A 13,954-nucleotide genomic window follows, 5' to 3' on the forward strand; every position below is an offset into this window, starting at 1 on the left:
GGACGTGGAGTACGTGATGACCGATCAACTCGATCGCGCGTGGGAGGCCCGGGCCGACCTCGTCGTGATCGGCGGCGGGGTCGCCGGGCTCACCGCCGCCCGCGCGGTCGCCCGGGCGGGGGCGCGGGTGCTGATCCTGAGCAAGGGCGGCCCGGCCGATACCGCCACGCAGTACGCGCAGGGTGGTATCGCCGTCGTCGCGCCGCACGGGGATTCGGTGGACTCCCATGTCGCCGACACCCTCGCCGCCGGCGGCGGGCTGTGCGATCCCGACGCGGTGCGCTCCATCGTCGCCGGCGGCCCGGACGCGGTGGCGGCCCTCACCGATCTCGGCGCGGTCTTCGACCTCGGCCGGGACGGGCAGGTGTCGCGGACCCGGGAGGGCGGGCACAGTACCCGCCGCATCATCCACGCCGGCGGCGACGCCACCGGCGCGGAAGTGCAGCGGGCTCTGTCGGCGGCCGGATTACCGGTGCTGTTCGGGACCACGGTGCTCGAGGTCGTCACCGGCGCGACCGGCGTCCAGGGGGTGCTCGCCGTCTCCGAGCGCGGCCTCGGCCGCGTGCACGCGCCCGCGGTGCTGCTGGCGACCGGCGGTCTCGGGCAGCTGTACGCGTTGAGCACCAACCCGGCCGGCGCGACGGCCGACGGTGTCGCCCTGGCACTCTGGGCGGGCGCGGCGGTGGCGGATCTGGAATTCGTGCAGTTCCATCCCACCGTCCTGTACACGCCCGACGGTTTCGGACGGCAGCCGCTGATCAGCGAGGCGGTGCGCGGTGAGGGCGCCCGCCTGGTGGACGCGCTGGGCGATTCGGTGACCGCCGGTGTCCATCCGCGCGGTGATCTGGCGCCACGGGATGTGGTGTCACGGGCCATCGCGGCGCGTATGCGGTCGCTCGGCACCGACCATGTGTACCTCGACGCCCGGGAGATCACCGAGTTCACCCGGCGTTTTCCGACGATCACCATGTCCTGCCGCGCCGCGGGTATCGATCCGCGCCGCGATCTGATCCCGGTGGCGCCCGCGGCGCACTATCAGTGCGGCGGTGTGGTCACCGATCTGCACGGGCGTACCGGCGTGCCCGGGCTCTACGCGGCCGGAGAGGTCGCGCGCACCGGGTTGCACGGTGCCAACCGGCTGGCCTCCAACAGCCTGCTCGAGGGGCTGGTGATGGGCGAGCGGGCCGGGCTGGCGGCGCTGGAGCGGCTGGGCGAACCGGCCGGCGCCACGGGCGGATCCGGGAAGGTCCGGCCGGTGCTGCCGCGGCCGGTACTCCAGCAGACGATGACCGAGCACGCCTCGGTCGTGCGCGACGGTGCCGGGCTGGCCCGGGCGGCCCGGCTGGTCGACACCGCGCGCGGTGACGAGCCGGCCGCGTCGGCGACCGCCGTACCGGCGCCCCGATCCGGGACGCCCGCGGATGTCGTGGCCCGGGTCGAGGACGCCGCGCTCACCGTGACAGCGCGGGCGCTGCTGCTGGCGGCGCGGGTGCGTACCGAGAGCCGCGGCTGCCATACCCGCTCCGATCATCCGCGGACGGCACCGGGCCCGGCACAGCCGATCATGGTGCGCCTCGACGAGGGCGGGGCGCCGCGAGTGGTCACCGAACCGACGCCGCTGGCGGCACCGTCGTGAGCGGTCGACTGGACTCGTCGGTCGCGACCTGTCCGCTACCGGCGCCGGCCGGTCCGGCGTCCGCCGACGAAGCGATCCCGTGCGTCCGGTCGCTCGGATCGAGAACGAGGAGAAGACGATGACATTGGATCCCGGTCTGGATCTCGCGGAAGTCCGCGCTCTCATCCGTACCGCGCTGGACGAGGATCTGCGCTACGGGCCCGATATCACCACCACGGCCACCGTCCCCGCGGACGCGGCGGTGAAGGCCGCGGTGGTGGCCCGGCAGCCGGGCACCGTCGCCGGAATCGATATCGGACTACTGGTACTCGACGAGGTGATCGGCGCCGACGGCTACGAAGTCACCGAGCGGGTGCCCGACGGTACCCGGATCGCGCCCGGGCAGACGGTACTGGCGCTGGTGGCCCCGACCCGCGGCCTGCTCACCGCCGAACGCACCATGCTCAACCTGATGTGTCATCTCTCGGGTATCGCCAGCGCCACCGCCGACTGGGTGGACGCCGTCGAAGGCACCGGGTGCCGGATCCGGGACAGCCGTAAGACGCTGCCCGGTCTGCGCGCTCTGCAGAAGTACGCGGTGCGCGCCGGCGGTGGCGTGAACCATCGCATGGGTCTGGGCGACGCCGCGCTGATCAAGGACAATCACGTCGTCGCCGCGGGTTCGGTGGTCGAGGCGCTGCGGGCGGTCCGTGCCGCCGCGCCGGAGATCGACTGCGAGGTCGAGGTCGACGATCTCGACCAGCTCGACGCCGTACTCGGCGAGCAGGTGGAACTGGTCCTGCTCGACAATTTCCCGCTCTGGCAGACCCAGGCCGCGGTGCAGCGCCGTAATGCCCTCGCACCGGAGACGAAGCTGGAATCCTCCGGCGGCCTCACCCTCGATATGGCCGCGGACTACGCGCGGACCGGCGTCGATTTCCTGGCGGTCGGCGCCCTGACCCATTCGGTCCGGGTGCTGGACCTGGGCCTCGATATGTAGCGGTATCGACGGAGCGCCGCGCAATACCGTCGCGCCGGAGACGGCGCCGTGATTCTGCCGCGGCCGCACTCTGGGCCTCACCGCGGCCTGCGCGTGGACCGGGGCCGATTGCCCAGCGGTAGGCGGCCTCGACCTGTTCGGTCGAGGCCGACGATCCGATGGCAGCGACCGGGGACTTGCGCCTACCATCGCGCGATGAGAAAGACCGGCCGCCACCGCGTGCTCACAGTGGGGGAGCAGCAATATTTCTGGAGGACCGCGCACCGGCATGTTCCCGGGTGCGAGGAAGTCCTGCGGCTCCGGCGGCGCGGGTCGGTCGCCGGCCTGACACTGGTCTTCCGCCCCGGCGGTGAGCGCCACATCCCCGATGGAGGTGTGTCCGCGGCCGGTGTCATCTGGATCGGTGACCGTTTGCTCAACCTGAACACGCCCCGCGTGGTCCGGGCATTCGTCGACGGGGCCGTTCGGCGTGGCTGGATGACAGAAGCAGCTACGGTCGGCCACCGCGACGGCTGGGCGCTCTTCGACGAGGCGTACGCCCGGATCGCCGGCAATTCGACGATGTCGTGAGCGCTGCCCCCGGACCCACCCGGGTTATCGGATGTTCACCGGGCGCATCCGACTCGGGCCGGCCGGCCCCGGGTGCCGGCTTCGTGAAGAAGTGGAACATCCGGCGCGTGCGCGCGGTTGCTCGTTCCGTACCCGGGCGAAAGGGATGACATGGCGAAACCGGCCGACGCCGCCTATCACTGGAACGGCGCAGCACTGGATCTGGACGCGTATCTGGCGCGGATCGGATACACCGGCCCGCGCACTCCGACACTGGCCGTGCTGCGGGACCTGGTGGCCGCACACACCACGGCGGTGCCGTTCGAGAACCTGGAGGCGGTGCTGGGGCGGCCGGTGCCGCTGGATCTGGACACCTTGCAGGACAAACTGATCCGGCAGCGGCGCGGTGGCTACTGCTACGAGAACGTCACGGTGTTCGCGGCGGCGCTGGAGCGTTTCGGGTTCGGTGTCACCGGCCTGTCCGGCCGCGTCACCATGGGGTCGGGTGGGCTGCGCCCGGCCACCCACGCGCTGTTGCGAATCACCGTCTCCGACGACGACCGGGTGTGGCTGGCCGATGTGGGGTTCGGGGCCGGGCCGTCCGAACCCTATCCGCTGGTCGATCATCCGGACGAGTTCACTTTGGGCGGCTGGCGGTTCCGGCTCGAACGCACCCGGGGTGAGCTGGGTGGTGACGAGTGGGTGTTGTACCAGTTCGCGTCGGCCGGCTGGGTGGACCGCTACACCTTCACGCCGGCACCGCAGTACCGGATCGACTACGAGGTCGGTAACCATTTCGTCTCCACCTCGCCGCGTTCGCCGTTCACCCAGCGGCCGTTCGTGCAGCGGTTCCTTCCGGGCGTCCATCACACGCTCGACGGCCGCACACTGACCACCGAATATCCGGACGGGACGAGTGATTCCCGGGAGCTGGAACTCGCGGAGCTGGCGAAGGTGCTCGGCGAGGTATTCGATATCGATATCTCGGACGGGGACGCCGAGGCACTGATCGCCGCGCCGTGGGCGACACGCTGACCGGCCCGGCCGGGGCGGTGCGCGGTCCGCGTCGGCGGCCGGTTTGTGGGAGTCGCCAACAATTACTTGATAGATTCCGGTGATGAAGATCGCGCACGCGGACGTCCCCGGCAGGCTGCGTTCCCTGCCGACCCGACTGATCAACCAGACCGCGCTGCTCGCCGCCCGCGCCACCGAACAGGCGATGGCCGATACCGGGTCGCGGCGATACCACTACGCCGTGCTCACCACCCTGCGGGAGTCCGGTGCCGCCAGTCAGGCCGAACTCGGGCGTCGCACCGGTATCGACCGCAGCGATATGGTGGCGGTCCTCAACGACCTGGTCGGCCGCGGTTTCGCGGAACGGGACGCCGATCCGGAGGACCGCCGGCGCAATATCGTCACCCTCACCGAGGCGGGCAGCGCACACCTGGACGACCTGGACCGCCGGCTGGACCGGGCGCAGGACGAACTGCTCGGCGCCCTCTCGGCGGCCGAGCGACGCACACTCGTCGGTCTGCTCACCCGGATCCTCGACGCGCATACGGAGTCCGCGGCCCGCGACCGGGCGTGACCGGAGCCGGGCCCCGGGACGGTTCCGGTCACGCCCGGTCCGCCGGTCGCGCATCAGGGTCCGCTGACAGCCGCGTGCGCACCGGGGTCCGGCCGGTGCGGCGGCTGCGGCACGGCCGTACCCGCCAGGAGCTGAACCAGGCACAGACCGGCCAGCAGCCAGAGGACCGGCCCCCAGGAGCCGCTCCACATGTGCAGGGCGCTCTGCGTCGCGACCCCTGCACCCGCCAGCGCGTAGCCGATTCCGTGGGTCGTCGCCGACAACACCGTCACCGCACCCTGGTCGGGCGCGCGCACCGAGACCAGGCTCAGGATGAGCGACAGAGTGCCCAGTCCGATCCCGATCATCGCGGCCCACAGCCACGGCACCGCCTGCGGATACCGATACAGACCCAGTAGGCCCACCGCGGGGGTCAGGGTGGCGACGACGAGCGGCAGGGCGCGGCGGGGGCCGGCCGGTGCGCGGCGTACCCACCCGGGGAACAGCGCCGCGGCCGGAAGGCCGGCGGCGGCCGCGATACCGAGCAACAGTCCTGCGGTGGTGGGGTCGGTGCCGGCCTCGCGGTAGAACGACGGCAGCAGATTCATGACGCCGAACGCGGTGGTCGCCCACGCGGCGAACAACACGATCAGCGACCAGGACAGCCGATCCCGGGGCAGAAGTATCCGCCGGAGTGACGGCGGGGGCACCGCGCTCGCGGCGGGCGCGGGGGCCCGCCGCAGTGCGCCCAGCCACAGGACCAGGGCGATCGCGCATACCGGCGCCCACAGGACGAGACCCCACCGCCACGAACCGGCCGCGCTCACCGGCGTGGTCAGGAACGCCCCGGCGGCACTGCCGATACCGATCGCGGGCGCGTACAGAGCCGTCATCCGGGTCGCGCCGTGACCGGAGCGCCCGGCCAGAACCGGCAGCAGGGTCGCCACCACCGCGGTGGCCAGCGCCGTCACCGTCGTCCCGGCGATCAGCAGTCCGGGACCGCCGGCAACACGCACGATCTGACCGGCCGCCATGATCGCCAGCGCGGCCGCGAAGGCGTGCGCCGGATCCCATGCCGCCGCCAGTCGAGGGGTCAGCAGGCCGCCCACCGCATAGCACCACAGTGGCATGGTGACGATCCAGCCGAGGACCGCCGAGTCGATGCCGGTCGCGGCCGGGACGAATTCGAGCGCCGCGCCGAAACCGGTGATCGGCGGGCGCAGCGCGAATCCGGCGAGGACCAGCGCGGCGGCGCCGAGCAACCAGGCCCGGCCGGACGTACCGGAAACGGTATCTTTCCCGAGCGCCAGCGCACCGGTCATCTCGGCACCGGGGCGCCGTTGGGCGCGGCCGGGACCGCCGTGGCCGGAGCCGGCCGAGGCGCGGCCGGCGTCAGCCCGAGCAGTTCGCTGATATTGCGCCAGGCGACCCGTTCCAGCAGGTCGTCGTCGGCAGCGACGCCCAGCTCGTCCACCCGCCACCGTGCTCGCAGCGCGGTCAGCTGCGGACCCATCTCTTCCATCGGGTAGTCCAGCGCCACGGCCACCCGGCCGGCTCCCGCCCCGGATACCGCCGCCCAGAACGCCAACGGGTCGGTCACCCCCGAGGTGGTGACGAACAAGTTGGTGCGCAGGTAGTGCGACGGTGGATGGTCGAGCCGGAGGCCGTGCCGCTGCGCGTTGGCCACCTGCCAGCGGGAGTCCAGCCGGGACGGGGCGGCGAGCAGGCCTTCACCGGCATGGCCGAGGATCACGGTGAGTTCACTGGTCGCCGGGCGGTCGAAGACGCCCGCGCAGAGCAGCCGCAGGAAATGGGCGGCGGTTTCGACGCCCCAGCCGAACAGCGGCCCGCGCAACTGTGGATGACCGGCCGTCCAGGCCGCGGCGTCCGGTGCGTTCGCCGGATGCAGATACAGCGGGACGCCGAGGCCGGCGACTGCCTCCAGGAACTCCCGGTACTGCGGCTCGTCCAGGTAGGAGCCGCAGGTGTGGCCGTTGATCAGCACTCCGACCAGGCCCAGCTCGCCGATCGCCCGCCGCAGCTCGCGTACCGCGGCGGCGGGGTCCTGCAGCGCGACCGTCGCGAACCCGGCGAACCGGTCCGGTGCCGAGGCCACCACCTCGGCCAGCCAGTCGTTGGTGCGGGCCGCGAGGCGGGTGGCCTTCGCCGGATCCGGCTCGATCTGGATACCGGGCGCGGTCGGCGACAGTACCTGCACGGTCACGCCGTGGGCGTCCATCGCGGCGAGTCGCTCGTGGCCGACGTCGCGCAGCCGGTGTTCGGCCTCGGTCCAGTACGCGGCATCCAGGTTGTTCCGGGCGCCGTCCAGGTATTCGCTCAGGAAACCCGGGAGCACGTGCTCCTCGACGGTGACGATCCGCTCCGGGCGCCCGATGGGCTGTGGCATGACTTTCCTCTCTCTCGATCCGCGGTCCGCGCGGTCAGCCGACCGCGACATCACCGCGTACCACTGTTGTGCGGTCCGCCGCCGCGGCCCGGACCGCGGGCAGCAGGGCCCGGCCGAGGAACGCGTCGGTGCCGAAACCGGGTCCGAACCCGGCGCCCAGGAGCGGCGCGCCCCACGCCGGACACAGCGCAGGATCCGCGGCGATCAGCGCGATCGCGTCCAGCACGGCCGACGACATGAGATTTCCGCGGGTCAGCGACTGCCAGGCCGGTGCGACCTGGTGTGCGTCGAGGCCCAGGGCTTGCTGGACATCCCGGATGATGTTGTTGCCGCCCGCGTGCAGGGCGCACACGGCCAGATCCGCACCGGTCCATCCCTGCCGGCCCAGGAGCGCCCGCAACGCGGGCGCCACGGCCGGGATGGAACGCACCGCGTCGGTGGTGAGCCGGAACCGCGGTCCCTCGTCGGTGACGACCCAGGTGATGGCGTCCGAGGTGCCGGGCACCTCGGAGCGGGTGATATCGAGCAGCTCTACGCCCTGCTCGAGCGAGGTGGACACGACAGCGGCCGCCGCGGCATCGGAGAACAGCGCGCTGGAGACGATACTGCCGACCAGCCCGGCTTCGTCCAGCTCTGTTTCGACATGGAAATGCGGCGACGCGGTATCGGCGGTGACGATCAGGACCGTATCGCCGGGGTGGGCCCGCAGCCAGCTGTGCGCCATCGTGATCGCGTGCGCGCCGCCGCGACACCCCATCCCCGAGACGGGTAGCGCGGCGCAGTCCCGGCGCAGTCCCAGGGCCTGTGTCAGCGCGCTGATCGGGGAGGGCATCGATATCAGCGTGGACGATTCGAGGACGACCAGGTCGATATCGGTGCCGCTGCGACCCACCGAACCCAGCGCTGCCCGCGCGGCGGGTACCGCATAGGCGTGGAATGCGTCCCAGGCCGCGGCGTTACGGGCCGCGAACCCGCGCATCGTCATGATCTCCTCGATGCGCAGGTGCATGGGGTGCACATCGATGGCGAGCCGTCCGGCCATCGTGAGGGCGCGCTCGACCGCGCGGGCCCGCGGACTACCGGGCGAGAACACCCGCTCGTACCGGCCGCGTACCGCGTCGACGAGCTCGGTGTGCGGTATCGCGTGTGGCGGAACGGTCACTACCGGGACCGATACTCGGGGATGCCTGGCGGGCGGGTTCACTGCGTGCGTCCAATCTCTGCTCCGGCGCGTCGCCGCCTGCCACGGATTTCGTGCCGGCGCCGCTGCCGATCCCCAGAATCACCGATATCGTGAGCCCGCGGACAGTAGGGAGATCCCTACATTCGGGCACCGCGGGCGAGAAACTCAGCGCGACAGAAGGACTCGGGCTGGCTACCATCCTCGGCCAAGGCCCGGAGAGATCGGCGAACCGGGCCGCTGGGCCCGGAGGTAGTGGATCGGTGATTTCACCGGGACGAGACGGTCTGTCCTTGGTGGGCAGAACCGTGGAACTGCAGGCGATTCAGGCGGCGTTGCTCGCCACCCGGCAGGGCGCCGACGGTGCGATCCTGATCACCGGTGAACCGGGTATCGGCAAGACCCGGCTGTTGCGGGAAGCCGCCGACCGGGCCGCGGCGCTGGGTTTCCAAGTAATGCACGGGGGCGGAACCGAACTCGAGCACGCGATCCCCTACGCCGCCGTGATCGACGCCCTCGACGAGCCGCTGAGCGCACTGCGCCGTGCCGATCTCACCGCCCTCGGCCGCGACAGCCTGGCCGAACTCGGCCGGCTGCTGCCCTCGCTGGCGGCGTGGGCAACACCCTTGGCGACCACCTTGCAGATCGAGCGCCATCGCTGTCATCACGCCATCCGATCGGTACTGCATCGGCTCGCGGCACGGCGGCCGGTGCTGCTGGTGCTCGACGACGTGCAATGGGCAGACCACGCCTCCGTCGAAGTGGTCGTGCACCTGCTGCGGCACCGGTCGCCCCGGCTGATGCTGCTGCTGGCCCATCGCCGCCCGTCGCTCCCCGATATCGCGTCCGCGGCCCTGTACCGGGCCGCCTACGACCGCACCCTCACGGTGCTGCAACTGGAGGCACTGTCGCTGGGCGAAACCGCCGAACTGGTCCACGACGAAGATCTCGACGACGGCGAACTGACGCAATTGCACGACCAGTGCGGCGGTAATCCCTTCTATCTCCAAGAGCTCGCCCGGGTCTGGCGGCGATCGGCGACCGCGGCGGCGGGCGATGCCGGCCCCGGCCCGGCCGAGATTCCCGCCGCCATCCGGGCGGCCTTGGCACAGGAGGTCCGCGCCCTGTCTCCCGACGCCCGCCGGCTGTTGCACGCCGCGGCCGTCGCGGGTAGCTCCGTGGAATGGGATCTCGCCGTCGAGATCAGTGAACTGACCACAGTGCAGGCTCGTCGCGCGACCAACGAAGTGGTGGAAACCGGCATCGTGCACGGGTCGGCGACACCGGGGCGGCTGGTGTTCCGGCATCCCATCGTCCGCCTCGCCGTCTACGAGGCCGCGGGCTACGGATGGCGCACCCAGGCGCATCGTCGCGCGGCAACAGCGCTGGCGCGGCGTGGTGCGGCCCTGTCGATACGCGCCCACCACTGGGAGCTCTGTGGCACGGTCGGCGACGAACAGGTGATCACCCTGCTCACCGAGGCGGGCGTGGCGGCCGCCCCCCGGGCGCCGGTTGCCGCGGCGCGCTGGTTCCGTGCGGCCCTGCGGCTGCTGAGCGACGACGCACCGGCCGGACATCGACTCTCGCTGTCCCTTTCGCTCGCCGACGTGCTGAACGCGACCGGTCGTCTCGACGAATGCAGTGAAGTGTTGCGGCACGCGCTGGACCTCATTCCCGCCGACGCCGTCACCGACCGCGCCGGTGTGCTGACCCGGATCGCGCTGACCGAGCAGGGACTCGGCAATGCCACTGAAGGCGGGCGGCTGCTGACCGCGGCATTGGCGCTGACCCCGCCGGGCGGTCTCGCGGCGGGCGCGCTCCGGCTCGAGCTGGCGAAGAACCATCTGATGATGCGTCATTGGGACGAAGCGGCCCGCGTGGCCCGGGAGGTGCGCCACAGTGCGCAGCACAGCGCGGACCGGCGGTTGTATCTGGCCGCGACCGCCGCCGGTGCCTATATGGGCACTCTGCAGTACGGGGACTCGCTCGTGCACGCGTCGGCGCACCTCGACGAGGCCGCCTCGGCGCTGGATGCGCTCACCGACACCGAGGTCGCACCCGACCTGCTGGACGGGCTCACCAATGTGGTGTACGCCGAGGTATCGCTGGAGCGGTTCGCGTCCGCGGCCGGGCACGCGGCGCGCGGTATCCGGCTCTCGCGGGATACCGGGCACGGTAGGCATCTGGTGGAACTGCAGCATCTGCACGCACTCGCCTTTCTCATGCAGGGCCGGTTGGCGGCCGGGCTCGCGACCGCCGCGAGCGCCGTGGAAAGCGCGCTACTGCTCGGAAACTCGCCGATGGTGGCATGGACCGAGGCGACACGCTGCTGGCTGCTGATGCTGTTGGGGCGGGTCACCGATTCCCTCGCCTCCGGAGCGCTGGCCGTCCGGGTGAACGCCCAGGCGCCGAACGCGCTGTTCGCCTGGCACGCTCCCCTGGTGCACGGCGCCGCGCTGATCGAAGCGGGCCGCTACCGCCACGGCCGCCGCGAACTGCTCGCCGTCGCCGGGGGCCACGAGCAGCGGCCGATGTTTCCGACCACGATGCCGTACTTCTACCGTTACCTGGTCGACGGTGAACTCGCACTGGGGCGTGTCGACGCCGCCGAACAGACCACGCGCCTGGTCGAGAGCATCGCCGAGGCGATGCCGATGTTGTCCATGCGCGCCGGTGACGCCAAATACTGCCGGGCCAGGATCCAGCTGACCTGTGGCGACAGCGCTATTGCCCGCGTCACCGCCGAGCAGTCCGTCGCCGCGTACGAGGCAGCCGGAACTCCCGTGGAGGTCGCTCGCGCGCGACTGTTGCTCGGGCACACGCTGTCCGGCTCCGATACCGCCGCCGCCGAACGGGCATTCGACAGCGCGCTGAGCACCGCGGAGATCTGTGGGGCGGACCGGCTGGCCGAACGGGCCCTCCTGGGCTTGCACCGGGTGGGCGGAGGCCGGTCATCGAGACGCCGCGACCGGCTTCCGGCGACCACGGACCGGCTCGGCGACCTGACCGAGCGGCAGACCGAAATCGTGTCCCGTGTGGTGCTCGGCCGGACCAACAAGCAGATCTCCGAAGAACTCCATGTCAGCGAGAAAACCGTCGAGGCCCACCTCACTCGCCTGTACACCAGACTCGGCGTCTCGTCCCGGGCCGAGCTGGCCGCCGTGGCCGGCGGCAGCTGGTCGACCGTTTCCCGCGACTGACCCCGGGGTAACGGGGCGCCCCGCGGAATCAGCAGTCGCGGACCATGGTGCGCCGATGGACCCGCTCGCTCGCCCCGGGACCGCAGACCGGGTACCAGTGGAGTGGGGCCGAAGGGAGTGAATCCCATCCGCTCGCAGAAACCCACCGCCCGGGTGTTCTCGACGACGGTCCGCAGATGCCCGGTCTCATGCGGTGAGTTCCCGCTCCAGCGGGGTGCGGAACCGCGGGATCGGGCGCAACTCACCGAACCAGCCGGCGGCACGCTCGGCCTCGGCCGCCACCAGGGCCGCCCCGTCGGCGCCGATATCCTCCAGGAGCCGCGTCACGATCTCGCCGTCCTTGCGTTGGGCCCAGCCACCCACGATCCGGCCGTCGTACCAGATGGTCGGCCCGATATTGCCGTTGCGGTCGAACAGCCGCGGCTGATGCTCACCGAGATACCAGGCGCGCGACTGCCAGCCCATCGGAGTCGGGTCCAGGGCGGGCAACAGCGCGGCCCACGGCGGTGGATCGGCCACCGGTTCGAGGTCGTCGGCCAGGAGTACGCCGGTGTCACCGTCCAACTCGACCTCCACGGTGTCCAGCGCCGCCAACGCTTTGCGTACCTGCCCCAGCGTCCACCCGGTCCACCATTTGATATCGCCGATCGGCGCCGGGCCGAACGCGCGCAACCAGGCCCGGACCAAATCGGTACGGGCCTCGTCGATTCCGGGTTCGGCAAGCGGTCCGGCCAGCCACGACTCGACCGGTGCCCAGGAGTACTGGCTGCTCGACCAGGTGCCGTTCGGCCGGGTCCGCACGATCCGGCCCTCGGTGCCGAGCAGTACCAGCACCCAGCTGGTGATACTCGTCGGCCGTGAATACGCCTTCTCCGGTGCCGTATTGATCTGCGTACGCAGTTCGGGGACGTCCTTGCTCAGCTGGGCCCCGGTCGCGCTGCCCCGGGCCAGGAGTGCCCGATGGGTGCGATCGGCGACATCGGCGAGCCAGCCCGCCGCGTCACCCTCGCCGATGCCCGCCTGTTCCAGGTACCGCGCATAGGTTCGGAGCTGTTTGACCGCCAGATCGGTACCGCAGGAGGCATGCAGCACGGGCACCAGCTCGACCGGTGCGACGAACATGGTGCGCCGCATGGCCAGCATGCGTACCAGCGACCGGTCCTCGTACAGTGCCCGCTCCACCTGCGCGGGGCCGAGGTCGTGACCGCGTGCCGCCACGGACAGGTGCACGGTGGCCGGGTCGGTGGCGTGCAGCACCACCAGCGACCGCACGATCTCGGCCGGGCCGGCGCCGCGGTGCGCGCCGGCGAGCCGGTGCCGGACACCGATCCGGGCCCGGCGCTGTGCGGTACTGATCGAATACATGGCCCGGATGCTAGCGGCGAGCTCCGACATCCCGGCAGGTCCCGGCGCGGTTCCTGCGAATGTGTGCCGCGCCGTGGAATATTCGAAGGATGAGCAGACGCGTGATGAGCTTCCTGGCCGGGGTGCTGTTGGCGGCGTCGGCCGCGATGCTGCCGGCCGCCGCGCCCGCCGGCGCCACCCAGGCGTGCTCGGTCCAGACCCGGCCGGTCGCGGTACCGGTCGACGGTGAGCGGGCCACCGGCCTGGTCTACGAACCGCACGGCTGCGCGGTCGGGAATGCGCTGATCGTCGCGGCGCACGGACACAAGGGGTCGTCCGCCCAGTACGCCGAGTACGTCACCGCGATCGCCGCGCGGACCGGGACCCCGGTCCTGTCCATGGATATGCGCGGCAGTGCCACGTGGCCTACGGGGGAGTGGAACCTGTGGGCCGGCTGGCGGGACCTGGTCGCCGCGACCCAGTGGTACAAGGGCGCGCATCCCGGCGTCGCGCGGACCATCCTGTGGGGCTGGAGCCAGGGCGCGATGACCTCCGGCCTGGCCGCCGCCTACGGCCCGGCCGGGTTGTTCGACTACTGGGTCGATACGTTCGGCCCGTCCGACCTGGCCACGCACTGGGCGGGGCCCGCGTCGGATTATCCCGCGCTGCAGGCGCAGATCCAGCGGGACGCGGGCGGCTGTATCCCCCTAACCTGCCCGCTTGCCTATGCGGAACGGTCGCCGGCGCTACAGGCCGGCCGGATGGGTATCCGGCATGCCTTCCTCATCCACGGCACCGCCGACGAGGTGGTGCCGTTCGCGGCCAGTACCCAGATGCGGGCCGCCCTGATGCTCGCCGGGAAACCCAGCACGCTGTACTCGATCGTCAGCGGGCGCACCCTGAACGGAACGGTCGAACCGGGCCGCCACAATGTCGGCCCGGCCCTGTTCGAGGCGGGTTGTGTGGTGGAGCGGCTCGCACTCGGGACCGAACCGCTCGACGGAAATCGCGACTACGTGGTCGATGTCGCCCGCGGCGTCGTGGCCGCGCCCCCGCCGCCACCGAACGCCAAATGCGCCGCCTAGCGGGCGG

The 13,954-nt window shown here is 71.6% G+C and carries 11 protein-coding genes; 7 read left to right on the plus strand and 4 right to left on the minus strand.

What is annotated here, in order from left to right:
- Nucleotides 1-16: 16 nt before the first annotated feature.
- The 5 genes from IG75_RS0126070 (at nucleotide 17) to IG75_RS0126090 (ending at nucleotide 4,752) form a co-directional block, all read left to right on the plus strand.
- Nucleotides 17-1,636: an L-aspartate oxidase gene (locus tag IG75_RS0126070; protein ID WP_036515232.1), complete on the plus strand. Its 1,620-nt coding sequence runs from the start codon at nucleotides 17-19 to the stop codon at nucleotides 1,634-1,636.
- Between the two features lie 118 nt (nucleotides 1,637-1,754).
- Complete coding sequence (nadC, locus tag IG75_RS0126075) at nucleotides 1,755-2,615, plus strand: carboxylating nicotinate-nucleotide diphosphorylase (protein WP_030523780.1); 861 nt, start codon at nucleotides 1,755-1,757, stop codon at nucleotides 2,613-2,615.
- Nucleotides 2,616-2,810: 195 nt separating this feature from the next.
- A complete protein-coding gene (locus tag IG75_RS0126080; protein WP_156059138.1) occupies nucleotides 2,811-3,185 on the plus strand; it encodes a hypothetical protein in 375 nt (124 codons plus the stop codon).
- Between the two features lie 150 nt (nucleotides 3,186-3,335).
- Nucleotides 3,336-4,199 carry an arylamine N-acetyltransferase family protein gene (locus IG75_RS0126085; protein WP_030523778.1) on the plus strand — a complete coding sequence of 288 codons (864 nt, stop codon included), beginning with the start codon at nucleotides 3,336-3,338 and terminating at the stop codon, nucleotides 4,197-4,199.
- A gap of 82 nt (nucleotides 4,200-4,281) precedes the next feature.
- A complete protein-coding gene (locus IG75_RS0126090; protein ID WP_030523777.1) occupies nucleotides 4,282-4,752 on the plus strand; it encodes a MarR family winged helix-turn-helix transcriptional regulator in 471 nt (156 codons plus the stop codon).
- 53 nt (nucleotides 4,753-4,805) lie between these two features.
- Here IG75_RS0126090 and IG75_RS0126095 read toward each other — a convergent pair whose 3' ends face one another.
- Genes IG75_RS0126095 through IG75_RS0126105 form a run of 3 tightly spaced genes read right to left on the minus strand, consistent with a single transcriptional unit; the run spans nucleotide 4,806 to nucleotide 8,300 of the window.
- Nucleotides 4,806-6,053: an MFS transporter gene (locus tag IG75_RS0126095; RefSeq protein WP_030523776.1), complete on the minus strand. Its 1,248-nt coding sequence runs from the start codon at nucleotides 6,051-6,053 to the stop codon at nucleotides 4,806-4,808.
- Nucleotides 6,050-7,138 (minus strand): amidohydrolase family protein, encoded by a 1,089-nt coding sequence (locus tag IG75_RS36630; protein WP_051714924.1) that lies wholly within the window; start codon nucleotides 7,136-7,138, stop codon nucleotides 6,050-6,052. Before IG75_RS36630 ends, IG75_RS0126095 begins: the two co-directional genes overlap by 4 nt.
- A 34-nt stretch (nucleotides 7,139-7,172) precedes the next feature.
- The gene (locus IG75_RS0126105; protein WP_030523774.1) at nucleotides 7,173-8,300 is read right to left on the minus strand and encodes a beta-ketoacyl-[acyl-carrier-protein] synthase family protein; all 1,128 of its coding nucleotides are present in this window, start codon (nucleotides 8,298-8,300) and stop codon (nucleotides 7,173-7,175) included.
- Between the two features lie 314 nt (nucleotides 8,301-8,614).
- Here IG75_RS0126105 and IG75_RS0126110 point away from each other — a divergent pair, with 314 nt between their 5' ends.
- Nucleotides 8,615-11,518, plus strand: coding sequence for a helix-turn-helix transcriptional regulator (locus IG75_RS0126110; protein WP_030523773.1), 2,904 nt, complete (start codon nucleotides 8,615-8,617; stop codon nucleotides 11,516-11,518).
- Between the two features lie 186 nt (nucleotides 11,519-11,704).
- On the opposite strand, the gene IG75_RS0126115 is transcribed toward IG75_RS0126110, so the two are convergent.
- A complete protein-coding gene (locus IG75_RS0126115) occupies nucleotides 11,705-12,883 on the minus strand; it encodes a winged helix DNA-binding domain-containing protein (protein ID WP_030523772.1) in 1,179 nt (392 codons plus the stop codon).
- 89 nt (nucleotides 12,884-12,972) lie between these two features.
- Between IG75_RS0126115 and IG75_RS0126120 the strand changes: the two genes are divergently transcribed.
- The gene (locus IG75_RS0126120) at nucleotides 12,973-13,947 is read left to right on the plus strand and encodes an alpha/beta hydrolase family protein (RefSeq protein ID WP_245713201.1); all 975 of its coding nucleotides are present in this window, start codon (nucleotides 12,973-12,975) and stop codon (nucleotides 13,945-13,947) included.
- Nucleotides 13,948-13,954: the final 7 nt, after the last annotated feature.

The sequence above is a fragment of the Nocardia rhamnosiphila NBRC 108938 genome (assembly GCF_000720425.1).
Lineage (GTDB): Bacteria > Actinomycetota > Actinomycetes > Mycobacteriales > Mycobacteriaceae > Nocardia > Nocardia rhamnosiphila.

Excerpts from the sequence above, each read along its gene's own strand:
- IG75_RS0126070 (WP_036515232.1), top strand. The coding sequence starts at position 17 with ATGACCGATCAACTCGATCGCGCGTGGGAGGCCCGGGCCGACCTCGTC.
- nadC (WP_030523780.1), top strand. The coding sequence starts at position 1,755 with ATGACATTGGATCCCGGTCTGGATCTCGCGGAAGTCCGCGCTCTCATC.
- IG75_RS0126080 (WP_156059138.1), top strand. The coding sequence starts at position 2,811 with ATGAGAAAGACCGGCCGCCACCGCGTGCTCACAGTGGGGGAGCAGCAA.
- IG75_RS0126085 (WP_030523778.1), top strand. The coding sequence starts at position 3,336 with ATGGCGAAACCGGCCGACGCCGCCTATCACTGGAACGGCGCAGCACTG.
- IG75_RS0126090 (WP_030523777.1), top strand. The coding sequence starts at position 4,282 with ATGAAGATCGCGCACGCGGACGTCCCCGGCAGGCTGCGTTCCCTGCCG.
- IG75_RS0126095 (WP_030523776.1), bottom strand. The coding sequence starts at position 6,053 with ATGACCGGTGCGCTGGCGCTCGGGAAAGATACCGTTTCCGGTACGTCC.
- IG75_RS36630 (WP_051714924.1), bottom strand. The coding sequence starts at position 7,138 with ATGCCACAGCCCATCGGGCGCCCGGAGCGGATCGTCACCGTCGAGGAG.
- IG75_RS0126115 (WP_030523772.1), bottom strand. The coding sequence starts at position 12,883 with ATGTATTCGATCAGTACCGCACAGCGCCGGGCCCGGATCGGTGTCCGG.
- IG75_RS0126120 (WP_245713201.1), top strand. The coding sequence starts at position 12,973 with ATGAGCAGACGCGTGATGAGCTTCCTGGCCGGGGTGCTGTTGGCGGCG.